The sequence below is a fragment of the Pseudomonas imperatae genome, assembly GCF_057128625.1.
This window is the reverse complement of record NZ_JBSKHP010000024.1, coordinates 64,915-79,784: the sequence shown is the minus strand read 5'-3', so window position 1 is coordinate 79,784 and position 14,870 is coordinate 64,915. Positions and strand designations below refer to the sequence as shown.

Here is a 14,870-nt window from a genome sequence, read left to right as displayed (position 1 = left end):
CTACCGATGACTACCACCCGCTTTTCCGCGCTTCTGCTGCTGTGCCTGTGCGCCACCGCCCAGGCCTCCAGCGATGAAGCCTGGGCTGCCCACGACCAGCAGGTGATCGACGCCTGCGTGGCGGCCAGCCAACTCAAGGACAGCCAGCCCGTGGGCCGCCCCGCAGAATTCGACGACAGCGTCGGCTACAGCGCCCTGCTGTTGCAGGGCCGCTACCCCCAGGCGCACATGAAGAACCGCCAGGGCCGCGAACTATGCTTGTTCGACAAGAAACAGCAGCGCGCCCAGGTCAGCGAGTGGGACTCGATCATCAGCGTGCGCAAGCCCTGAGCTTCACAGCCAGACAAACCGGTACACCAGGTCCAGCCAGGGCTGCAGCCTGTCGCTGCTGCCCAGCAACGCCAGGCACAGCACGTTGGCCAACAGGCTGGCGAACAACGAGGCCTTGAACCAGGGGTTATCCTGCAGCAGGGCCACCAGGCACACCGCCAGGCCGCCCAGGCTGGCCAGCCAGGCCTTGCTGCCTGGCGCCACCGGCAGGTAGTGCAGCACCACCAACAGCAGCGGCATCAGCACGAGCGCAACGGGGTTCAACCATTTACCCAGGTGGGGGCGATTCAAGGGCAACCTCTGCAGGTGGACAAAACGTAACCAAGTGTCTCGGTATCAAAAAGTTACCGCTATTGGGCGTTTCCCTTTTGCTTGTAGGAAAAAGCCGAGATTACGTTCAACGCCTGACCGGGCCAGCGCCGCTTTCCTGACAAAACTGACAGCGACCCGTCATGCTCGCGACCCGATTGCCGCTATATAAAGAGAAGCAATCCCCCTTCCCTGCCCACGACCCCGGCGTCTCACCCGCATGCGCACACCGATAACAAGAAAACTGCTGTTGGCCCTGATCATCATTGCCCTGCTGGGCGCCGCCCTCTGGTACTGGAAAAAGCCGGCGCACAAGGTCGCGGCCGCCGCGCCCATCCCTGTGCGCGTGGTGCAGGTCAGCCGCCAGGACGTGCCCAAGTACCTCACCGGCATTGGCACCGTGCAGTCCCTGCAAAGCGTGACCGTGCGCCCGCAGATCGACGGCATCCTCGCCAAACTGGCGGTCAAGGAAGGGCAGTGGGTCAAGCAGGGCGACCTGCTGGCCAGCATTGACGACCGCGCCATTCGCGCCAGCCTTGACCAGGCCCGGGCGCAGCTGGGCCAGAGCCAGGCACAGTTGCAGGTGGCAGGGGTCAACCTCAAGCGCTACAAGGACCTGAGCGTCGACAACGGCGTGTCGCGCCAGACCCTGGACCAGCAACAGGCGCTGGTCGACCAGCTCAAGGCCACCATCGAGGGCGACCAGGCCAGCATCGCCGCCGCCCAGGTGCAGCTGTCCTACACCCAGATCCGCTCGCCGGTGACCGGCCGCGTGGGCATTCGCAGCGTCGACGAAGGCAATTTCCTGCGCGTGACCGACACCCAGGGCCTGTTCACCGTGACCCAGATCGACCCCATCGCCGTGGAATTCGCCCTGCCCCAGCAAAGCCTGCCCACCCTGCAGGCCCTGGTGCACGGCAGCGAGCCGGCCCAGGTGAAGGCCTTCGTCGATGGCGACAGCGACAACGGCACCTTGCTGGGCACCGGCCACCTGAGCCTGATCGACAACCAGGTGTCGGCCACCACCGGCACCATCCGCGCCAAGGCGCAGTTCGACAACAAGGGCCAGGCCCTGTGGCCCGGCCAGTTGGTGAACGTCAGCCTGCAAAGCGAGCTGCTGCACAACGCTTTGGTGGTACCGCCCCAGGTGGTGCAGCGCGGCGTCGACAACCACTTCGTCTACCGGGTGAAGGCCAATAGCGTCGAGTCGGTGCCGGTCAAGGTGGTCTACCAGGACAGCAGCCTGACCGTGATCGACGGCGTGGCCGCCGGCGACACCCTGGTCAGCGACGGCCAGTCGCGGCTCAAGCCCGGCAGCACCGTCGAAGTGGTCAGGCAGCAACCCCCAGCGGTTGCCGACACCACCGTGGAGCCACAGCCATGAGCGTGCGCGGCGGCGTTTCAGGCTGGTGCATCGACCACCCGGTGGCCACCCTGCTGCTGACCTTCGCCCTGGTGCTGCTGGGTTGCATCGCCTTCCCGCGCCTGGCCGTGGCCCCCCTGCCCGAGGCCGAGTTCCCCACCATCCAGGTCAGCGCCGCGCTGCCCGGGGCCAGCCCGCAGACCATGGCCTCGTCGGTGGCCACGCCGCTGGAGGTGCAGTTCAGCGCCATCCCCGGCATGACCCAGATGACCTCCACCAGCGCCCTGGGCACCAGCAACCTGATCCTGCAGTTCACCCTGGGCAAGAGCATCGACACCGCGGCCCAGGAAGTGCAAGCGGCCATCAACACCGCCGCCGGCCTGCTGCCCAAGGACATGCCCACCCTGCCCACCTGGAAGAAGGTCAACCCGGCGGACAGCCCGGTGCTGATCTACAGCATCAGCTCGTCGCAGATGCCCGGCACCGAACTGAGCGACTACGCCGAGTCGCTGCTGGCCCGGCAGATCAGCCAGATCGAAGGCGTGGGCCTGGTGAACATCACCGGCCAGCAGCGCCCGGCGATCCGTGTGCAGGCCTCGGCCGACAAGCTGGCCGCCATCGGCCTGACCCTGGCCGACGTGCGCGTGGCCCTGCAGAACACCAGCCTGAACCTGGCCAAGGGCGCGCTGTACAGCGACTCCAGCGTCTCCACCTTTGCCGCCAACGACCAGCTGTTCGAGCCGGCTGACTACTCCCAGGTGATCATTTCCTACAAGGACGGCGCACCCGTGCACCTGACCGACGTGGCGAAAGTCATCAACGGTTCGGAAAACGCCTACGTGCAGGCCTGGTCCGGCGACCAGCCGGGCCTGAACCTGGTGATCACCCGGCAGCCCGGCGCCAACATCGTCGACACCGTGGAACGGGTGCAGGCCGCCATGCCCGGGTTGCAAGCCATGATGCCGGCGTCGGTGCAGGTCACCACGCTGATCGACCGCACCCGCACCATCCGCGCCTCGCTGCACGAGGTGGAAACCACCCTGCTGATCGCGGTGCTGCTGGTGGTGGCGGTGATGGCGCTGTTCCTGCGCCAATGGTCGGCGACGCTGATCGTTTCCAGCGTGCTGGGCGTGTCACTGGTGGCCAGCTTCGCGCTGATGTACGCGCTGGGCTTCAGCCTCAACAACCTTACCCTGGTGGCCATCGTCGTGGCCGTGGGCTTCGTGGTGGACGACGCCATCGTCGTGGTGGAAAACATCCACCGGCACCTGGAAGCGGGCGAGGGCATGCGCGAGGCGGCGGTGAAAGGCGCCGGCGAAATCGGCTTCACCGTGGTCTCCATCAGCTTCTCGCTGGTAGCGGCGTTCATTCCGCTGCTGTTCATGGGTGGCGTGGTGGGCCGGCTGTTCAAGGAATTCGCCCTGACCGCCACCTCCACCATCCTCATCTCGGTGGTGGTGTCGCTGACCCTGGCCCCCACGCTTGCGGCCATGTTCATGCGCGCCCCGGTGCACCACGCCGACGCCCGGCCCGGCTTCGGCGAGCGGCTGCTGGCCGGCTACGAGCACTACCTGCGCAAGGCCCTGGCGCACCAGCGGCTGATGCTGGGCATCTTCGGCCTGTCGGTGGGCCTGGCCATCTGCGGCTACATCTTCATTCCCAAGGGCTTCTTCCCCATCCAGGACACCGGCTTTGTGCTCGGCACCACCGAGGCGGCGGCGGACGTGTCCTACCCGGACATGATCAAGAAGCACCTGGAACTGGCGAAGATCGTCGGTGCCGACCCGGCCGTGCAGGCCTACTCCCACTCGGTGGGGGTGACCGGCAGCAACCAGACCATCGCCAACGGCCGCTTCTGGATTGCCCTGAAAGACCGCGGCGACCGCGATGTCTCGGCCAGCGAGTTCATCGACCGCCTGCGCCCGCAGTTGGCCAAGGTGCCGGGCATCGTCCTGTACCTGCGCGCAGGCCAGGACATCAACCTCAGTTCCGGCCCCAGCCGTGCCCAGTACCAGTACGTGCTCAAGAGCAACGATGGCCCTACCCTCAACCTGTGGGCCCAGCGACTGACCGAAAAACTGCGCTCGCTGCCGGCTTTCCGCGACCTGTCCAACGACCTGCAATTGGGCGGCAGCATCACCCACATCAGCATCGACCGCAGCGCCGCCGCGCGCTTCGGCATCAGCGCCGCCGACATCGACCAGGCACTGTACGACGCCTTCGGCCAACGGCAGATCAACGAGTTCCAGACCGAGACCAACCAGTACAAGGTGGTGCTCGAACTGGACGCGGCCCAGCGCGGCAAGGCCGAGAGCCTGAACTTCTTCTACCTGCGTTCGCCGCTGACCAATGAGATGGTGCCGCTGTCGGCGCTGGCGCGGGTCGACGCGCCCAGCATCGGCCCGCTGTCCATTGCCCACGATGGCATGTTCCCGGCCGCCAACCTGTCGTTCAACCTGGCCCCTGGGGTGGCGCTGGGCGATGCGGTGCAGATCCTCAACCGCGCCCAGAGCGAGATCGGCATGCCGGCCTCCATCACCGGCAACTTCCAGGGCGCCGCCCAGGCGTTCCAGAGTTCGCTGGCCAGCCAGCCGTGGCTGATCCTGGCGGCGCTGGTGGCGGTGTACATCATCCTCGGCGTGCTGTACGAAAGCTTCGTGCACCCGCTGACCATCATCTCCACCCTGCCTTCGGCCGGCCTTGGCGCGCTGATCATGCTGTGGCTGTGCGGCCAGGACTTCTCGATCATGGCGCTGATCGGCCTGGTGCTGCTGATCGGCATCGTCAAGAAGAACGGCATTCTGATGGTCGACTTCGCCCTGGAGGCCCAGCGCCATGAAGGCCTGTCGCCCCACGACGCGATCTTCAAGGCCTGCCTCACGCGCTTCCGGCCCATCATCATGACCACCCTGGCGGCCCTGCTGGGCGCCCTGCCGCTGATGTTCGGCTTCGGCGCCGGCGCCGAGCTGCGCCAGCCCCTGGGCATGGCCGTGGTTGGCGGCCTGCTGGTGAGCCAGGCACTGACACTGTTCACCACGCCAGTCATATACTTGCAGCTGGAGCGGCTGTTCCATCGGCGCCAGGCGGCCCCTGCCGCGGCGCTGCCAGCCGGCCATTGAGAGCGGACCATGCGTATCCTGATTATCGAAGACGAAGAAAAGACCGCGGACTACCTGTACCGCGGCCTCACCGAACAAGGCTTTACCGTCGACCTGGCCCCCGATGGCATCGAAGGGCTGCACCTGGCACTGGAAAGCGACTACGCGGTGATCGTCCTTGACGTGATGCTGCCCGGGCTCGACGGCTACGGCGTGCTGCGCGCCCTGCGCGCGCGCAAGCAGACCCCGGTGATCATGCTCACCGCCCGCGAGCGCGTGGAGGACCGTATCCGCGGCCTGCGCGAAGGCGCCGACGACTACCTGGGCAAGCCCTTCTCGTTCCTCGAACTGGTGGCGCGCCTGCAGGCCCTGACCCGCCGCAGTGGCGGCCATGAACCGGTGCAGATCAGCGTCGCCGACCTGTGGATCGACCTGATCAGCCGCAAGGCCAGCCGCGCCGGCCAGCGCCTGGACTTGACCGCCAAGGAGTTCTCGCTGCTCAGCGTGCTGGCCCGGCGCCAGGGCGAGATCCTGTCGAAGACCGCCATCGCCGAGCTGGTGTGGGACATCAACTTCGACAGCGATGCCAACGTCGTCGAAGTGGCGATCAAGCGCCTGCGCGCCAAGCTCGACGGGCCGTTCGAGGAAAAACTGTTGCACACCATCCGCGGCATGGGCTACGTGCTGGAGAGCCGGCGTGAGTACTAACTCCATCGCCGTGCGCCTGAGCGCACTGTTCACCCTGGTGGCGATGGTCATCTTCCTGTTGATCGGCTGGGCCCTGTACCGCCAGGTCGACAAAAGCCTGGGGCTGCTGCCCGAGGCCGAGTTGGACGCACGCTACAGCGTGCTGGAATCGGTGCTGACCCGCGACGGCTCGCCCGAGCGCTGGGCGAAAATCGTCGCCAAGCTGCACTTGCTGGAAGAAGAAGACCGCCGCCTGCATTTCTGGGTGGTCAGCGGCAACCCGGCGTTTGAATACGGCCACCCCGACCCGCAGGTGCGCGACTTCGCCCTGGGCAGGCCGGGCAAGCGCGACCTGGTGCTGGCCGAGCACGCCTACCCATTGAAAGTGCTGGTGAACGCCCTGCCGGCGGTGGACCAGCGGCCACCGCTGCGCTTCCTGGCCGGCATCGAGACCGACACCTTTTCGCAAACCCAGCACACGCTGTTGATTGCCCTGATCAGCTTCGCCGCCCTGGGCGTGCTGCTGGCCTCGGCCTTGGGCTACTGGGTGGCGCGGGTGGGGTTGCGGCCGCTGGTGAGCCTGTCCCGCGAGGCGCAGAAGCTTGCGCCACCGCGCCTGTCCGGGCGCCTGCAACTGTCGCCGCTGCCGCCGGAGCTCAACGAGTTCGTCATGGCCTTCAACTCGTCACTGGAACGGGTGGACCAGGCCTACGGGCGCCTGGAGGCGTTCAACGCCGACGTCGCCCACGAACTGCGCTCGCCGCTCACCAACCTGATTGGCCAGACCCAGGTGGCGCTCACCCGTGGCCGCTCGGCCGAGCATTACTTCGAGGTGCTGCAGTCCAACCTCGAAGAGCTGGAGCGCCTGCGCAGCATCATCAACGACATGCTGTTCCTGGCCAGCGCCGACCAGGGCAGCAAGGCCACGCAACTGACTGCCAGCTCCCTGGCAGAGGAAGTGGCTACCACCGTCGACTACCTGGAGTTCATCCTCGAGGACGCGCAGATCAGCGTGCGCGTGAGCGGCGACGCCCAGGTGCACATCGAACGCGCGCACTTGCGCCGCGCCCTGATCAACCTGCTCAACAACGCTGTGCAGCACACCGCCGCCGGCCAGCAGATCGACGTGCGCATCACGCCCCACGGCGACCAGGTGCACATTGAAGTCAGCAACCCCGGCCCCGGCATTGCCCAGGAACACCTGCCCAAGCTGTTCGAGCGTTTCTACCGGGTGGACGCCTCGCGCAGCAACAGCGGCGCCAACCACGGCCTGGGCCTGGCCATCGTCAAGGCCATCGCGCTGATGCACGGTGGCAGCGTTTTCGTGCGCAGCGAACAGGGCGCCAACACCTTTGGCATCAGCCTTCCCGCCTGATTGCGCGCCACTGTTACAAGTTTCGTAAAGGCTCTTATCTTTATTTTCACTTGTTCCGTGGCGCCTCGCTTTATATATTTGTTGCACACCAACGAACTTGCAGACGCAAGAAGGTTTTCCAAAATGTCCAAATCATTGGGTATTGCCGGCGCTATTATCCTGTCTTCCCTGATGTTGTCCCCGCTGGCCATGGCAGAAGAATCGCCAGCCTTCGCGGCGCGGAACGCGGCTATTCAAGCCAACTTCGAACAGCATCAAGAGGCCGTGGCGCTCAAGGCCCAGCAACATCAGAATATTCAGCAGGCGCAGGCTGTAAAGCCTCAGAGCGACGCCAAGGACAGCTGAAATTGGAATTGAACCCCTTTTCCCTCGACGTTGCTTAGATGATGGTTGTCCAAGCGATTGATCTTAAAGCCGCTGCTTTCAGCGGCTTTTTTTTCGTCTTTTGAAAACACAGAGTTACGCGTGATTTTACCAACAACAAAAAACTGAGCTGATGAAAATAACAACTGCCAAAGTTAAAAAACATTTACCAAGGAGTTTAGAAACAGTGAAATCCACTTTCCGCTTCAGCCCTTTGTTCGTTGCATTGGCTGCAACGATGTCCGGTACCGCGTTCGCTGACGACGCCCCCGCGGCCAACAACCAGGACGGCTTCATCGCCGGCTCCAGCCTGACCCTGGACTTGAAGAACTACTACTTCAACCATGATCGGCACAACGGCCAGAATGACAGCAAGGAGTGGGGCCAGGGCTTCATCGGCATCTTCCAGTCGGGCTTCACCGAAGGCACCGTGGGCTTCGGTATCGACGCCAACGCCATGCTCGGCCTGAAACTGGACGGCGGTGGCGGCACCAGCGGCTCGAGTATCCTGCCGACGTCGCCGACCACCAAGGAAGGCAACCTGTACAGCGACGCCCCAGGCTCGTTCTCCTCGGCCGGTGGCGCGGTGAAAATGCGCGCGTTCAACACCATCGTCCGTGCCGGTGACCTGTTCCTCAACAACCCGGTGATCGCCGGCGGCTCCACCCGGATGCTGCCCATGACCTTCCGCGGCTTCGAGGCGACCAACACCAGCATCGACCACCTGACCCTGGACGCGGGCCAGGTCAGCTTCGACAAGCTGTTCAACCAGAGCGGCAACGGCCGCATCGGCACCTACTACGGCACCTTGCCCGACGGCAAGGAAAGCAAGCACATGGACTGGGCCGGCGGCACCTACACCGGCCTGCCGGGCGTGACCACCAGCCTGTACGCTTCGCAACTCAAGGACATCTGGAACCAGTACTACTACGATCTGGACTACACCTGGGCGCTCAATGACCTGGTCAGCCTGAACCCCGGCTTCCACTACTACCACACCGAAGACAGCGGCCAGGCCCTGCTGGGCCCGATCGACAACAACACCTTCAGCCTGCACCTGGGCGTGACCGTGGGCCACCAGACGGTGACCGCGTCGATGCAGAAGGTCAACGGCAACACGCCGTTCGACTATATCCAGGACGGCGACAGCATCTTCCTCGACAACTCGCAGCAGTACTCGGACTTCAACGCCCCGGGCGAGAAATCCTGGAAGCTGCAATACGCCTATGACTTCGTCGGCTGGGGCCTGCCAGGCCTGACCTCGGCAGTGTCCTACACCCGCGGCACCATGGACCTGACCAAGGCTACCCAGGACGCGGACTCGGGCTACAACTACTACAACGCCGACGGCAAGGACGCCAAGCACTGGGAACGCGACGTCGATCTCAAGTACGTGGTGCAGGAAGGCCCGGCCAAGAACCTGGGCGTGCGCCTGCGCTGGGCCACCAACCGTGGCGGCGACGGCTACAAGACCGTGGACCACAACGCCGACGAATACCGCGTAATCGTCGACTACCCGATCAACATCTTCTAATCAAACGTTTGTTCATAAAAAAGCCGGCACTTGATGCCGGCTTTTTGTTTCCTGCCTAAACCTCGGAAAGGCTTGAGAAATCAGGAAAATTGTCTGACTGTTCAGTCAAACCGTTCATCTGGCAAATTGCCATCATCCTGCCGGACGGGTTGTCCGCTCTGATACACACCCCTAGAATACCGCCGCTTTGCGCGCCCCACGCCCGTGTTCGTGGCGACAAACCCGATCAGAGTTCGCCATCTTGCGCCATTCCCACCCACCCTCGCGGCCGCAACTCCGCGCCCCGCTGCGGTACCTGAACATCGGCTGCGGGCTGACGATCCTGGCCATCATTGCCATCGTCACGTTCCTGCTGGCCCGTGAACATACCAACGCCGAACGGGATGCCGCGCGGGCGGCGAACAACATCGTGCAGCTGATCAACATCGACGTGCAGCGCAACGTCGAACTCTACGACCTGTCACTCAAGGGCCTGATCGAGGCCTCGCAGCATCCCGACTACCAACGCATTCCGCAGAGCCTGCGGCACCGGGTGCTGTTCGACGCCGCCATTACCGGCCCCTACCGCGGTGATATCCTGTGGCTGGGGCCACAGGGCGATATCGTCGCCGACTCGCGCGCCTACCCGCCACGCAAGGCCAACTTCAGCGACCGCCCCAACTTCCAGTACCTGCGCGACCACCCCGACGCCGGCCTGCAGATCAGCGACCCCTTCCATGATCGCATCGGCAACCTGGGCTGGTGCATCAGCTTCGCCCGGCGTATCTCCTCGCCCAGCGGCGAGTTCCTCGGGGTGGCCTCCGGCGCCCTGCGCCTGGACTACTTCGCCGAGCTGTTCAAGCGCCTGACCATCGGCCGTGACAGCAGCGTCAACCTGATCAGCGAGCAAGGGCTGTTCCTGGCCCGCGAGCCGGAAGTGCCTGGCCAGGACCTGATCGGCCAGGACTTCAGCCAGCGCCCCAACTTCAAGCGCGTGGTGCGCGAGCGCAACGGCAGCTTCGTCTCCATCTCCAGCTTCGACCACAAGGAGCGCCTGTACATCTTCGCCAAGGTGGGGCAACTGCCCATGGTGGTGATCGTCGCCCTGTCCACCGAAGAGGTCTACGCCTCGTGGCGGCGCACGGCTCTGTTCGTCGGCACCGCCACCGCAGCCCTGTGCCTGGCGCTGCTGTGGCTGTGCCTGATGATGGGCCGCGAACTGCGCCGGCGGCTCAGCGCCGAGCGCGAACTGGCCACCCTGGCCTCCACCGACAGCCTCACGGGCCTGGCCAACCGCCGCAGCCTGGACCGCGCGCTGCGCACCGAGTGGGCACGCTCACAACGCAGCGGCAAGCCCATGTCGGTGTTGATGATTGATGTCGACCACTTCAAGGCCTTCAATGAACGCCACGGCCACCCCGGTGGCGACGAGGCCCTGCGACGGGTAGCCAAGGTGATTCATGGCTGCGTGCGCCGCCCCGCGGATCTGGCGGCGCGCTACGGCGGCGAGGAGTTCATGGTGGTGCTGGCGGAAACCGACCTCAATGGCGCGCTGATCATCGCCGAGACCATCCGCAACGCCATCGAGGGCCAGGCGCCGTTCGCCGACGACGACCAGCCGGTGACCGTCAGTATTGGCGTGGGCACCCGGCGCACGGGGGCGGGCATGAAGCTGGAGGACCTGCTGGCGGCGGCAGACCTGGCGCTGTACCAGGCCAAGGCCAATGGCCGCAACCAGGTGGGCTTCTGCGAGAAAGCGGTCGCCTGAGGGGACGCGGCCTGCGGCCGCTGCTACAGGTGCAAAAAAACGCCGGCACGGGGCCGGCGTTCGGGGCTGCTCAGGTATCAGCTGGCGCGTGCGATATTGCGCAGCGCCTTGACCTGGTCATGGTTGCGCTGCACACCGTGGAACTGACGTTCGACGATGGCATACACATTGGCCGGCAGCGGCTTGGCCAGGGCTTCCTTGTAGGCCTTGATGGCGTGGTCTTCACCACGCTCGGCTTCATTGAGCACCGCTTCTTCGTCCTTGCCGGTGAACACCGACTTCACGTCCACCCAGCGGCGGTGCAGGTCGCCGGCCACGCTGGTGGAGTCTTCGGGATCACCACCCAGCGCACGAACTTCCTGTTGCAGTTCGCCTGCGGCCTGGGCGCATTCCTGGGAACGCTTGACGAACAATGCCTTCAGCTCAGGATTCTTGATATCTTCCGCACAGGTCTTGAAACCTTCCTGGCCATCCTTGCTGGTCTGAATCAGGTCGTTGAGTACCGAGATAACTTCTTTGGTTGGATTAGACATTTTCGATTCCCTCTGGGTTGAAAGGTTACAGAGGTATATCGCAGACTTCGTGCCATCTTTTTTATTTAATTAAATCGTTTAAATTCAATAGCTTATGATTTTTACGAATTGACACCACACCGCGTTCTGCATGAAACAGCCGTTGGCCCTCATGCAGAATGCAACTCTGTTCACCGTTGTTTTGCGCCCCGGTATTTACCATCCATGAACCCGGAAAAACTTGAATTATTGATTACCCGTGAAATGCCCTTCGGCAAATACAAGGGGCGCATCATCGCCGACTTGCCCGGCCCCTACTTGAACTGGTTCGCCCGCGAAGGCTTCCCCAAAGGGGAATTGGGCGGCCTGCTGGCGCTGATGCAGGAAATTGACCACAACGGCCTGAGCGACCTGCTGGAGCCCTTGCGCAAGAAACACAACCGCCCAGCGCCGAAGTACTGATAAAACGCAGGCAAAAAAAAGGGGGCGCCGACCAAGCGCCCCCAAAAGCCGTAAAACAATCAACAGCAAGCAACAAATTCAGTCGAACAGGGCCAGCGCCTCGGCAGTGCACTCCTGGATGCGCGCCCAGTCACGGTTCTTGATCCAGGCGCTTTCCAGCATCCACGAACCACCCACGCACATCACGTTGGGCTGGGCCATGTAGTTCTTCAGGTTCGCCGGGCCTACGCCGCCGGTGGGGCAGAAGCGCACCGACGGGAATGGGCCGCCGAAGGCCTTGATGGCGGCCACGCCGCCGCTGACTTCCGCCGGGAACAGCTTGAAGCGGCGGTAGCCCAGGGCGTAGCCCATCATCAGTTCCGACGGGCTGCTGATACCCGGCAGCAGCGGCAGCGGGCTTTCAACGCCGGCTTCGAGCATGTCCTGGGTCACGCCCGGGGTCACGGTGAACTGCGAGCCCGCCGCCTCGGTGGCGGCCAGCATGTGGCGGTCCAGCACGGTGCCCGCGCCGACGATCAACTCGGGGCGTTCCTGGCGCAGGATCTGGATGGCCTTCAGGCCCAGTTCCGAGCGCAGGGTCACTTCCAGTGCAGTCAGGCCACCGGCCGCCAAGGCGTCCGCGAGGGGCAGAATGTCTTCTTCACGGGCGATGGTAATCACCGGAAGAATCTTCGCCTTGGCGGCCAGCTTGTCGATCAGGGCGACTTTATCCGCCATGCGGTTTTGCACCAGTTGTTGTTTTTCGAGTGTCGTCATAGCGGCTGATCCTTGGCTCAGGGGCACCAGTAGATATCCAGTGGGGAGTGTAGGAACGCGCGCACCGGCATCTGGGCAACGTCGTCGCCCGCCAGCGCGTCGCGCAACGTGTTCAATTTGCCCGCCCCTTGCAGCGACAGCGCGGTGTAGCGGGCGCTGGCCAGCAGGGCACGGCTCATGGTCAGGCGCTGGTGCGGCACGGTCGGCGCCAGCATCGGCAGGCAGCGACGGCTGCCGGCAGGCTCCAGCGCCTCGGCCAGGTTCGGGCTGTTGGGGAACAGCGAGGCGGTGTGGCCGTCGTCGCCCATGCCCAGCACCAGCACGTCGATCGCCGGCAGCTCGGCCAACAGCGCGTCGGTTTCCTGCGCCGCCAGCTCCAGGTTCTGGGCCGGGTTGTACAGGCTGACGAAACGCGCCTTGGCCACCGCGCCTACCAGCAGGTAGCGCTTGAGCAGGCCGGCGTTGCTGTCGGCGTGCTCCACCGGCACCCAGCGCTCGTCAGCCAGGCTGATGACCACTTTCGACCAGTCCAGTGCCTGGCGCGCCAGGCACTGGAAGAACATCACCGGGCTGCGGCCGCCGGAGACCACCAGGGTAGCGACACCCTGGCGCTCGATGGCGCCGCGCAGTTGTTCGGCCACATGGGCTGCCAGGCCTTCGGCCAGCAGCGCTGCACTGGCGAAGTCACGTGGGACCACTTCGCTTGGCAGTTTGAGTTCAGATATCGCCATACCAGGACCTCCCATCGCGGGTAATCAGTGCGATGGAGCTCATCGGCCCCCAGGAGCCCGCCGCGTAAGGCTTGGGCGCATCACCGGACTTTTTCCAGCCGGCGATCAACTGGTCGCACCATTTCCACGCATATTCGATTTCATCTTTACGGACAAACAGGTTCTGATTGCCCTGCATCACCTCCAGCAACAACCGCTCGTAGGCATCGGGGATGCGCGCGCTGCGGTAGGTGTCGGAGAAGTTCAGTTGCAACGGCCCGCTGCGCAGTTGCATGCCTTTGTCCAGGCCCTGCTCCTTGGTCATCACGCGCAAGGAAATGCCTTCGTCCGGCTGCAGGCGGATGATCAGCTTGTTGCTGATCTGCAGGCGCTGCTCGGGGGCGAAGATGTAGTGCTGCGGTTCCTTGAAGTGGATGACGATCTGCGACAGCTTCTGTGGCATGCGCTTGCCGGTACGCAGGTAGAACGGCACGCCGGCCCAGCGCCAGTTGCGGATGTCGGCACGCAGGGCGACGAACGTCTCGGTGTCGCTCTGGGTGTTGGAATTCTCTTCTTCCAGGTAGCCCGGCACGGGCTTGCCCTGGCTGTAGCCAGCGATGTACTGCCCACGCACCACCTGGGTGGTCAGGCCTTCGGCGCTGATCGGCGCCAGGGCCTTGAGCACTTTTACCTTTTCGTCGCGGATGCTGTCGGCCGACAGGTCGGCAGGCGGGTCCATGGCGATCAGGCACAGCAGCTGCAGCAGGTGGTTCTGGATCATGTCGCGCAGCTGGCCGGCCTTGTCGAAGTAGCCCCAACGGCCTTCGATGCCGACTTCCTCAGCCACGGTGATTTCCACGTGGGAAATGTAGTTCTGGTTCCACTGGGTTTCGAACAGGCTGTTGGCGAACCGCAGGGCAATCAGGTTCTGCACCGTTTCCTTGCCCAGGTAGTGGTCGATGCGGTAGATGCGGTTCTCGGGGAAGAACTGCGCCACGGCGTCGTTCACCCGGCGCGACGACACCAGGTCGTGGCCAATGGGCTTTTCCAGCACCGCGCGGGCACGGTCGGCCAGGCCGACCTTGTGCAGGTTCTCGCAGATGGCGCCGTACACGGCCGCGGGGGTGGCGAAGTAGGCGATCAGCTGCTCGCTGGGCCCTACCTGTTCGGCGAGGTTGACGTAGTCAGCCTCGTTCATGAAATCGACATGCACGTAGGTGACCCGGGCCAGGAAGCGGTCCAGGGTTTCTGGCTCGATCTGTGCCTTGGCAACGAACAGGCGCAGGTGTTCCTCGATATTGGCCAGGTGCTGCTGCGGCGTACCCGGCTCACGGGCAAGCGCCAGGATGCGGGTGTCAGCGTGCAGCAGTTCGGCTCGATCAAGCTGGTAGAGCGCCGGGAACAGCTTGCGCAGTGCCAGGTCGCCCAGGGCGCCGAACAAGGCAAAAGTGCAGGGTTCTACGGAAGTCGAAGGCATGATGTTTGTTCTTTTATCAAGTTAGACTAGAAATACCTTTTTTCAAGGCACCATTCAAGGGAAAATGTAGTAATAAACACAACATTTTCCCGGTAGATCAGATTCGAGTGGTGATCGCACCTAGCCCTCAGTACGATAGGCCACCCG

Annotated in this window: 14 protein-coding genes; 9 read left to right on the top strand and 5 right to left on the bottom strand. The window is 63.9% G+C overall.

Annotated elements, in window-relative coordinates; genetic code table 11:
* Window positions 1–6 precede the first annotated feature (6 nt).
* The gene (locus ACWKWX_RS25205; protein WP_483829223.1) at window positions 7–330 is read left to right on the top strand and encodes a hypothetical protein; all 324 of its coding nucleotides are present in this window, start codon (window positions 7–9) and stop codon (window positions 328–330) included.
* A 3-nt stretch (window positions 331–333) separates the two neighbouring features.
* On the opposite strand, the gene ACWKWX_RS25200 is transcribed toward ACWKWX_RS25205, so the two are convergent.
* Window positions 334–621 (bottom strand): hypothetical protein, encoded by a 288-nt coding sequence (locus tag ACWKWX_RS25200; protein ID WP_416422685.1) that lies wholly within the window; start codon window positions 619–621, stop codon window positions 334–336.
* A gap of 238 nt (window positions 622–859) precedes the next feature.
* On the opposite strand from ACWKWX_RS25200, the gene ACWKWX_RS25195 reads away from it, so the two are divergent.
* The 7 genes from ACWKWX_RS25195 (at window position 860) to ACWKWX_RS25165 (ending at window position 10,806) form a co-directional block, all read left to right on the top strand.
* Complete coding sequence (locus tag ACWKWX_RS25195) at window positions 860–2,023, top strand: efflux RND transporter periplasmic adaptor subunit (protein WP_483829222.1); 1,164 nt, start codon at window positions 860–862, stop codon at window positions 2,021–2,023.
* Entirely contained in the window at window positions 2,020–5,121 is a 3,102-nt protein-coding gene (locus ACWKWX_RS25190; RefSeq protein WP_473005497.1) for a multidrug efflux RND transporter permease subunit, read from the top strand. Before ACWKWX_RS25195 ends, ACWKWX_RS25190 begins: the two co-directional genes overlap by 4 nt.
* 9 nt (window positions 5,122–5,130) lie before the next feature.
* Complete coding sequence (locus ACWKWX_RS25185; protein ID WP_008366030.1) at window positions 5,131–5,808, top strand: heavy metal response regulator transcription factor; 678 nt, start codon at window positions 5,131–5,133, stop codon at window positions 5,806–5,808.
* Window positions 5,798–7,162: a heavy metal sensor histidine kinase gene (locus ACWKWX_RS25180; protein ID WP_473005496.1), complete on the top strand. Its 1,365-nt coding sequence runs from the start codon at window positions 5,798–5,800 to the stop codon at window positions 7,160–7,162. The genes ACWKWX_RS25185 and ACWKWX_RS25180 overlap by 11 nt, the downstream gene beginning before the upstream one ends.
* A 123-nt stretch (window positions 7,163–7,285) precedes the next feature.
* Window positions 7,286–7,507 (top strand): hypothetical protein, encoded by a 222-nt coding sequence (locus ACWKWX_RS25175; protein WP_416422680.1) that lies wholly within the window; start codon window positions 7,286–7,288, stop codon window positions 7,505–7,507.
* Window positions 7,508–7,712: 205 nt separating this feature from the next.
* A complete protein-coding gene (locus ACWKWX_RS25170; protein WP_483829221.1) occupies window positions 7,713–9,059 on the top strand; it encodes an OprD family porin in 1,347 nt (448 codons plus the stop codon).
* A 241-nt stretch (window positions 9,060–9,300) separates the two neighbouring features.
* Window positions 9,301–10,806: a sensor domain-containing diguanylate cyclase gene (locus tag ACWKWX_RS25165; protein WP_483829220.1), complete on the top strand. Its 1,506-nt coding sequence runs from the start codon at window positions 9,301–9,303 to the stop codon at window positions 10,804–10,806.
* A gap of 77 nt (window positions 10,807–10,883) precedes the next feature.
* Here the strand turns inward: ACWKWX_RS25165 and ACWKWX_RS25160 are convergent, their stop codons facing one another.
* Window positions 10,884–11,339, bottom strand: coding sequence for a ferritin-like domain-containing protein (locus tag ACWKWX_RS25160; RefSeq protein ID WP_416422677.1), 456 nt, complete (start codon window positions 11,337–11,339; stop codon window positions 10,884–10,886).
* Between the two features lie 204 nt (window positions 11,340–11,543).
* Between ACWKWX_RS25160 and ACWKWX_RS25155 the strand changes: the two genes are divergently transcribed.
* Window positions 11,544–11,780, top strand: a complete 237-nt coding sequence (locus tag ACWKWX_RS25155) for a DUF3820 family protein (protein ID WP_483829219.1) — start codon at window positions 11,544–11,546, stop codon at window positions 11,778–11,780.
* A 78-nt stretch (window positions 11,781–11,858) separates the two neighbouring features.
* Here ACWKWX_RS25155 and ACWKWX_RS25150 read toward each other — a convergent pair whose 3' ends face one another.
* Genes ACWKWX_RS25150 through zwf form a run of 3 tightly spaced genes read right to left on the bottom strand, consistent with a single transcriptional unit; the run spans window position 11,859 to window position 14,723 of the window.
* Entirely contained in the window at window positions 11,859–12,536 is a 678-nt protein-coding gene (locus tag ACWKWX_RS25150) for a bifunctional 4-hydroxy-2-oxoglutarate aldolase/2-dehydro-3-deoxy-phosphogluconate aldolase (protein WP_416422676.1), read from the bottom strand.
* Between the two features lie 17 nt (window positions 12,537–12,553).
* Window positions 12,554–13,267 (bottom strand): 6-phosphogluconolactonase, encoded by a 714-nt coding sequence (gene pgl, locus ACWKWX_RS25145; RefSeq protein ID WP_473005495.1) that lies wholly within the window; start codon window positions 13,265–13,267, stop codon window positions 12,554–12,556.
* A complete protein-coding gene (gene zwf / locus ACWKWX_RS25140; protein ID WP_416422674.1) occupies window positions 13,254–14,723 on the bottom strand; it encodes a glucose-6-phosphate dehydrogenase in 1,470 nt (489 codons plus the stop codon). Before zwf ends, pgl begins: the two co-directional genes overlap by 14 nt.
* Window positions 14,724–14,870 lie beyond the last annotated feature (147 nt).

What these genes read in the sequence shown, in the direction of transcription:
- ACWKWX_RS25205 (WP_483829223.1), top strand. Translation starts at nt 7, where the DNA reads ATGACTACCACCCGCTTTTCCGCGCTTCTGCTGCTGTGCCTGTGCGCC.
- ACWKWX_RS25155 (WP_483829219.1), top strand. Translation starts at nt 11,544, where the DNA reads ATGAACCCGGAAAAACTTGAATTATTGATTACCCGTGAAATGCCCTTC.
- zwf (WP_416422674.1), bottom strand. Translation starts at nt 14,723, where the DNA reads ATGCCTTCGACTTCCGTAGAACCCTGCACTTTTGCCTTGTTCGGCGCC.
- ACWKWX_RS25195 (WP_483829222.1), top strand. Translation starts at nt 860, where the DNA reads ATGCGCACACCGATAACAAGAAAACTGCTGTTGGCCCTGATCATCATT.
- pgl (WP_473005495.1), bottom strand. Translation starts at nt 13,267, where the DNA reads ATGGCGATATCTGAACTCAAACTGCCAAGCGAAGTGGTCCCACGTGAC.
- ACWKWX_RS25190 (WP_473005497.1), top strand. Translation starts at nt 2,020, where the DNA reads ATGAGCGTGCGCGGCGGCGTTTCAGGCTGGTGCATCGACCACCCGGTG.
- ACWKWX_RS25185 (WP_008366030.1), top strand. Translation starts at nt 5,131, where the DNA reads ATGCGTATCCTGATTATCGAAGACGAAGAAAAGACCGCGGACTACCTG.
- ACWKWX_RS25150 (WP_416422676.1), bottom strand. Translation starts at nt 12,536, where the DNA reads ATGACGACACTCGAAAAACAACAACTGGTGCAAAACCGCATGGCGGAT.
- ACWKWX_RS25160 (WP_416422677.1), bottom strand. Translation starts at nt 11,339, where the DNA reads ATGTCTAATCCAACCAAAGAAGTTATCTCGGTACTCAACGACCTGATT.
- ACWKWX_RS25175 (WP_416422680.1), top strand. Translation starts at nt 7,286, where the DNA reads ATGTCCAAATCATTGGGTATTGCCGGCGCTATTATCCTGTCTTCCCTG.